Origin of the sequence: Microcystis sp. LEGE 08355 (assembly GCF_015207185.1) — a bacterium.
GTDB classification, from domain to species: domain Bacteria; phylum Cyanobacteriota; class Cyanobacteriia; order Cyanobacteriales; family Microcystaceae; genus Microcystis; species Microcystis panniformis.
The window spans coordinates 1-5,844 of sequence record NZ_JADEXI010000289.1 but is presented as its reverse complement, the minus strand read 5'-3'; the positions used below and the strand labels follow the sequence as shown (position 1 = coordinate 5,844).

The 5,844-nt window shown below is 40.7% G+C and carries 7 protein-coding genes and 1 pseudogene; 7 read left to right on the top strand and 1 reads right to left on the bottom strand.

What is annotated here, in order from left to right; translation table 11 throughout:
* Positions 1 to 153: 153 nt before the first annotated feature.
* Complete coding sequence (locus IQ242_RS14905; RefSeq protein ID WP_228021016.1) at positions 154 to 420, top strand: GNAT family N-acetyltransferase; 267 nt, start codon at positions 154 to 156, stop codon at positions 418 to 420.
* A 169-nt stretch (positions 421 to 589) separates the two neighbouring features.
* Here the strand turns inward: IQ242_RS14905 and IQ242_RS14900 are convergent.
* Positions 590 to 2,887 (bottom strand): annotated as a pseudogene (locus IQ242_RS14900) (TOMM precursor leader peptide-binding protein).
* Between the two features lie 554 nt (positions 2,888 to 3,441).
* Between IQ242_RS14900 and IQ242_RS14895 the strand changes: the two are divergent.
* The 6 genes from IQ242_RS14895 (at position 3,442) to IQ242_RS14870 (ending at position 5,664) form a co-directional block, all read left to right on the top strand.
* Entirely contained in the window at positions 3,442 to 3,789 is a 348-nt protein-coding gene (locus IQ242_RS14895) for a rubredoxin (protein ID WP_193960493.1), read from the top strand.
* A gap of 106 nt (positions 3,790 to 3,895) precedes the next feature.
* A complete protein-coding gene (locus tag IQ242_RS14890; protein WP_193960492.1) occupies positions 3,896 to 4,888 on the top strand; it encodes a photosynthesis system II assembly factor Ycf48 in 993 nt (330 codons plus the stop codon).
* Positions 4,889 to 4,966: 78 nt separating this feature from the next.
* Positions 4,967 to 5,212 (top strand): cytochrome b559 subunit alpha, encoded by a 246-nt coding sequence (psbE, locus tag IQ242_RS14885; protein ID WP_002749269.1) that lies wholly within the window; start codon positions 4,967 to 4,969, stop codon positions 5,210 to 5,212.
* 25 nt (positions 5,213 to 5,237) lie between these two features.
* Positions 5,238 to 5,372: a cytochrome b559 subunit beta gene (gene psbF / locus IQ242_RS14880; protein ID WP_002736175.1), complete on the top strand. Its 135-nt coding sequence runs from the start codon at positions 5,238 to 5,240 to the stop codon at positions 5,370 to 5,372.
* A gap of 10 nt (positions 5,373 to 5,382) precedes the next feature.
* Positions 5,383 to 5,502: a photosystem II reaction center protein L gene (locus IQ242_RS14875; protein WP_002735805.1), complete on the top strand. Its 120-nt coding sequence runs from the start codon at positions 5,383 to 5,385 to the stop codon at positions 5,500 to 5,502.
* Positions 5,503 to 5,544: 42 nt separating this feature from the next.
* Positions 5,545 to 5,664: a photosystem II reaction center protein J gene (locus tag IQ242_RS14870; protein WP_043995402.1), complete on the top strand. Its 120-nt coding sequence runs from the start codon at positions 5,545 to 5,547 to the stop codon at positions 5,662 to 5,664.
* Positions 5,665 to 5,844: the final 180 nt, after the last annotated feature.

The window sequence follows — 5,844 nt, the reverse complement described above, 5'->3', positions numbered from 1 at the left end:
AAGAGTTTTGAGTTAAAAGTTAAACTTCAAGTTTTCATTCAGGACGAATGTACTGATTAACTAATTTTTTGGGGAAAATTAGTTAACCCATCATTATAACATATAATTAATTTGCAAGAGTTCTAATCAGCTAATGGTAAATTTCGGCGGAATATGCCTAACCCAATTCCAGTGGTAATTTTGGCACGATTGGCAGTAGATACTTCTTACCAAGGTCAAGGTTTAGGACGCGGTTTATTTCGTGATGGTGCGCTACGGGTTGTTAAAGCGGCTTATACCATTGGTATTCGGGGAATTATTGTTCATGCTATTTCAGAAGAAGCTAAGAATTTTTATTTTGCTTTAGGTTTTGATGTGTCTCCTCTTGAACCGATGACGTTGATGATTACTCTTAATGATTTACGCGCTTGTATTGCTTAGTGCGCTACAGGGGCAACCACAGGGGGTTTGCCCCTACGGTACGTTTAAGTCCAGAATAACTAAGATTCTGGGACTAAATAACGACGAGAGTTAACCATCCCATGCTAACAGCCGCTCTTATAGGTTGGGTTGAGGCAACGAAACCCAACACTATAATAACCCTAAAAGTTTACATCCACATGGGAAACCGATTTAATTCATCTTCCGTCAAAGCTTCTTTTAACCATCCCATGCTAACAGGAACATCATACAATCTTCCTGCCCCTAAACGCTTCCACATATGACGCATTCCGGGGATAATGACTTTAGCTACCCTTAAACCAATATCGGTACGAGTCTGATCTAATACTAACATTTCCATCCCCTTTGACTCAACAATTCGCTGACATAATTTAACATCTTCTAATAAATCATCACTAGCTAATTGTAAATAATCATGACTTTTTTTTGGTATTATTTTACTATCGGGAACTAAATAAGATTGATTGCTTAACCTTGCCGTTTGCCACCATTTAACCGCCAAAGGATCCGCAGAAGGATTATAAATCGTTGTCCCATCTTCCTTAAACGATAACACATTTGGTAAGATTTGATTAACCTCCGTTAACGCTCGACTAATAGCAATTTTCGGGTCAAAATGCGCCCCATATCCTAATAAAATATCCTCCACTTCCCGCTCCTTTCTCGGACTAATAGCAGCAAAACAAGGGATATTCAAATCGCTGGTAATATCTAACACCCATAGCTCCCGATTTAACCCCTCATAATATTGCTTTAATTGCTCAAAATACGGCTGCTCAAACCTCTCTAAATCAACGGAAGGTTTAACTAATTGATTATACCACCATAAAGCCACACAATCTCGTTCCACTAACTCCATAAACCCTTGTAAAATCGCTTCTTCTATCGTATTTCCTGCGGCGCATCCATTAGAATCTGCCCAACAAGCTAAGGGTTCAGATTGATGATAACCATAATAACAATATCCTGTCGGTAAATACTTAAAATCTTGAGCAGTTAAAGACCATACAGGAGTCCAATCAATGATTCTAGTTTCATCAAAAGGTTCAGGTACTTTTTGAAACCATCCTTGATTATTCGCATTCCATTGTTCTCGATGTTGATATTGTTTTTCACTAAAATTCATACATTTGTTAGGATGAATAGCTTTATCTCCTAACGCTTGATAACTGGCTTTTTCTCTGATTTCATTCCCTTGAAAAACCCCCGAATAGCGCTCAATAGCTTCACAAAATCCACTTGCTTTTGCTTGACTATCTGTACGGCCTTTTCCCGCACTTCTCCCTCCAATATTTTGCCGTAAACTGGCTAAATCATCAAACACACTGCGAAAATGATGTTTCGCCACATAAGTATGAACTAAAGTATTCCCTTGAATCTTATTTAATTCTCGCACAATTCCCGTAATGGGACTGATAAGATGTTGATAGGTTCTTAAGGTTTCTTCAGGAGAACAAAAACGATGTCCCCCATCACTGGTAAAAGCCTTTTTCCGATGTCCCAAAACCACTGGTAAAGGTGTTTTATTCAGAGAATATCCACAACTATGACAGTTCGGCCGTTTAACTAAAATATGCTCTTGAAATTGTAAATTTAAAGTATCATAAGTCATCAGCATTCCTTCTAAACGTTGATTTTTACCTTGAATAATCCACTTAAAAACCTCCATAGCCGTCAGATTTAAAACCGTCTGTATTGTCGCTGAAGAAAACCCTAAAGGAGAAATTAAAGAAATCTTATTTTCTCTCTGTCTAATGATAAATTCCTCCACGGGACGATTATCTCGTAATCGTTGAGCCAAACAATGCCAACAACCAGTTTTATCGGGATAAAATAAGGGACCAATCCATGCTAGATTTCCCAGGGGATTAACTAATAACCAAGGCTTGTGCGAGGCTAAAGCTTGTTGATTAATACTATCTAAATCGGGATGAAGATAATTATCGGTTAAAATAATGGTTAAATCTCCTTCATCTGCGACTTTAACTTGCAAGGAATTCAAAATATTGCTCAAATCTTCTTGGGGAATTGAGCCTAGGCTTTTAACCGTAACCTTAAGAGATTGTAATCGTTCAAAAGCTTGGGATTGAGAAACCTGAAGATGATGGCATAAAATTGCTAAATTAGATGGAAATAATTCTTTTTTTTCTAATAAAAATCCTCGTTTGTATAAATGAAAAATCGCTTTTTGAATTGCCAGACTATAATTAATAATAACTGCAAAAGAATTAGGATTATTGGGATTGATTTCTTGATTTTGTAAAAATTCTAACTGAAGAATATCAAAAAATTAATAAAGATTACGTTGACCATCGATTAATCTTACTAAACGATAATAAAGCGGCTCTTGAAAACAGATTGATTCTCGCTCAGATAGAAAAAATACCGTATTTGGTTCTAGGGTTTCAATTGAGTAGGCTGGATTCCAATCAAACTGGTTGAACACAATTTTTACTCTCTTTTTAGTTAAGGTTGATGATATACCTATAATATAAGGTTTATAGCAGTTATCTTAATGGTGAGGTGCGAAGTTTTCGTTTTCGGGAACGGGGAACGGCGAGGGGGCAGCCCATTTATGCCAAAATATAAAAGCGATCGCTAAAAGTGATTAAATTTATTCAATATGAAGACAAGTAATTTAGCTTCACTCTCGCCTCTAAGAAGAAATTAAGCCGGGGATTTAGTCAATTGGGTCAAGAATAATCGGTTAGAGGTGAGAAATCAGACCCCTAATTTCTTCCCTGCCTGAAATTTCTCAATTTCTCGGAATAAATTTGAGTACCAAAATCAGGGTAAATAGCCCAAATATAAACTTAATAAAGTTTTAATAGACATTTAAGCCCTAATAGATTAGTCTTAGTTTTTTTTAAGCCGATATGCTGCCTCCCTAATCCTTCTAAGACTTGAAAACTGGCTATTCTGTCAGGGCTTGCCCGTGAGAGGGGTCAATTTTCAAGGATAATTTGTAACAGAGTGTTGAAAATTCCCTTAATCTTAGTTATGAGCGATCGCCCAACAGAACTAACCCTAGCCGACCAGGCCCCTGCCAACTACGAATGTCGCTCCTGCGGCTACGTTTACGACCCCAGCAAGGGAGATAGTAAAACCAACACTCCCGCTGGAACCCCCTTCGAGGAATTGCCAGAAACGTGGCGCTGTCCCGTGTGTGGTGTGCGTCGTTCCCAATTTATCAACATTGGAGCTAAAGATGCTCCTTCGGGATTCCAAGAAAATCTTAGCTATGGTTTTGGAGTCAACCGTCTCACTCCCGCACAAAAAAATATTTTGATTTTCGGGGCTTTAGCGCTAGGATTTGTTTTCTTTATTAGTTTATATGGTTTAAACTAACTCAAGCACTCATTATCTTTAATCCAACGGCTCTTATGAGCCTGTAACCAATCGGGGAAAAACCTTAATCCGCCCCGATTCCTTGACCAATACCTCTGAACCATTGATGAGAAAACTGAAACAATTCGTAATAGTTCTAGCTGTAGCCTTTTTCTGCTTTAGCTGTAGTAGTGTGCCATCCCTGAGCAGTAGTCCTTGGCAAATCCTCACCCTCGACACTGACTCCACTTTTGCCGATATCGCCTTTACCGACGACCTGCAGCACGGTTGGTTAGTGGGAACCAAATCTACCCTCTTTGAAACCACCGATGGGGGGGACAGCTGGCAGCAAAAAGTCCTCAACCTTGGCGAAGAAAAAGTTAGCTTTAGCGCCGTCAGTTTCCACGACCAAGAGGGTTGGATTGTCGGTAAACCCTCAATTCTTCTCCATAGCGAAGACGGGGGCAGCAGCTGGTCCCGTATCCCCTTAAGTGAAAAATTACCCGGTTCCCCCTACGGAATTATCGCCCTTAACGACAAAACCGCCGAAATGGTCACGGATTTAGGCGCTATCTACCGCACCAAAGACGGGGGCAAAACTTGGCAAGCTTTAGTGGAAGGTGCTGTGGGTGTGGCCCGGACAATTGTTCGTTCCCATGATGGTAAATACGTGGCCGTTTCCGCACGCGGTAACTTTTATTCCACTTGGGAACCGGGGTCAACAGAATGGCAACCCCACAATCGTCTTTCTTCCCGCCGCTTACAAAAAGTCGGTTATGGTGAAAAAGGAGAACTGTGGGCCCTGGCCCGGGGTGGTCAACTACAATTTACTAGCCCCAATGATCTCGATACATGGGAAGATAAGGTATTCCCCGAGTTTTCCACCAGTTGGGGACTTTTGGACCTCAACTACCGCACCCCCGAAGAAATTTGGGTTGCTGGTGGTAGCGGCAATCTGTTGGTCAGTGATGACAACGGCCAATCTTGGCAAAAAGATCGCGCGGTGGAAAGTGTCCCCTCCAATCTCTATCGAATTGTTTTTATCAATTCCGACAAGGGTTTTGTCTTGGGACAAAATGGGGTTTTACTGAAATATAATCCCCCGAGCGAACCAGCCTAAAACTTGTCTCAGGGTCAAGAAAGTCTCTATTATAGAGATTGAATTTTTCAAGTCCTATCATTCCGAGGAGAACCGTCCATGTCAGGTAGTACCGGCGAACGTCCTTTTGGCGATATCGTTACCAGTATTCGTTACTGGATTATCCATAGCATCACCATCCCTATGCTGTTTATCGCAGGTTGGTTATTCGTGAGTACCGGTTTAGCTTACGATGTTTTTGGCACTCCCCGTCCCGATGAGTATTACACTCAAGAGCGTCAAGAATTACCGATCATTAATGATCGCTTTGAGGCCAAAAATCAAATCGAGCAGTTTAATCAGTAGTTTACTTTAATTAAGGATAAAAACAATGGCTAGTGGTAATCCCAATCAACCCATTTCTTACCCCATTTTCACCGTTCGCTGGTTGGCAGTTCATACCTTAGCGGTCCCCACTGTCTTCTTTATCGGTGCAATTGCGGCAATGCAGTTTATTCAACGCTAGGAGAACAATTATGGAAAGAACACCTAATCCGAATCGGCAAGCCGTCGAGTTAAATCGTACTTCTCTTTACCTAGGTTTACTCCTAGTTGCTGTCTTGGGAATTTTATTTTCCAGCTATTTCTTTAACTAATTAGTCCCGATTTATTCTCATCGCAATTAGGAGGTGTTATTCATGTTCGCAGAAGGTCGTATTCCTTTGTGGTTAGTCGCCACCATCGCCGGTCTAGGCGTTATCGCCGTGGTTGGTCTTTTCTTCTACGGAGCTTACGCCGGTTTAGGTTCCTCTATGTAATTCCATATACGGGTAATTTCCCCCGGCAAAAAGCCGTTAGTTATAGAAATAACTAGCGGTTTTTTCAGTATTCGGTTTCAAGTAAAGCTCGAGCGACCTTTAATACTAAATCCGTTGAGTAACGCACAGAAAACGGGTTTCTCGGAGAAACCCGTTTTCTACTCATGCACTCATGCAAAA

Bases quoted from the DNA above. Each gene is read 5' to 3' on its own strand.
- IQ242_RS14875 (WP_002735805.1), top strand. From the start codon at position 5,383: ATGGAAAGAACACCTAATCCGAATCGGCAAGCCGTCGAGTTAAATCGT.
- IQ242_RS14895 (WP_193960493.1), top strand. From the start codon at position 3,442: ATGAGCGATCGCCCAACAGAACTAACCCTAGCCGACCAGGCCCCTGCC.
- psbF (WP_002736175.1), top strand. From the start codon at position 5,238: ATGGCTAGTGGTAATCCCAATCAACCCATTTCTTACCCCATTTTCACC.
- IQ242_RS14890 (WP_193960492.1), top strand. From the start codon at position 3,896: ATGAGAAAACTGAAACAATTCGTAATAGTTCTAGCTGTAGCCTTTTTC.
- IQ242_RS14870 (WP_043995402.1), top strand. From the start codon at position 5,545: ATGTTCGCAGAAGGTCGTATTCCTTTGTGGTTAGTCGCCACCATCGCC.
- psbE (WP_002749269.1), top strand. From the start codon at position 4,967: ATGTCAGGTAGTACCGGCGAACGTCCTTTTGGCGATATCGTTACCAGT.
- IQ242_RS14905 (WP_228021016.1), top strand. From the start codon at position 154: ATGCCTAACCCAATTCCAGTGGTAATTTTGGCACGATTGGCAGTAGAT.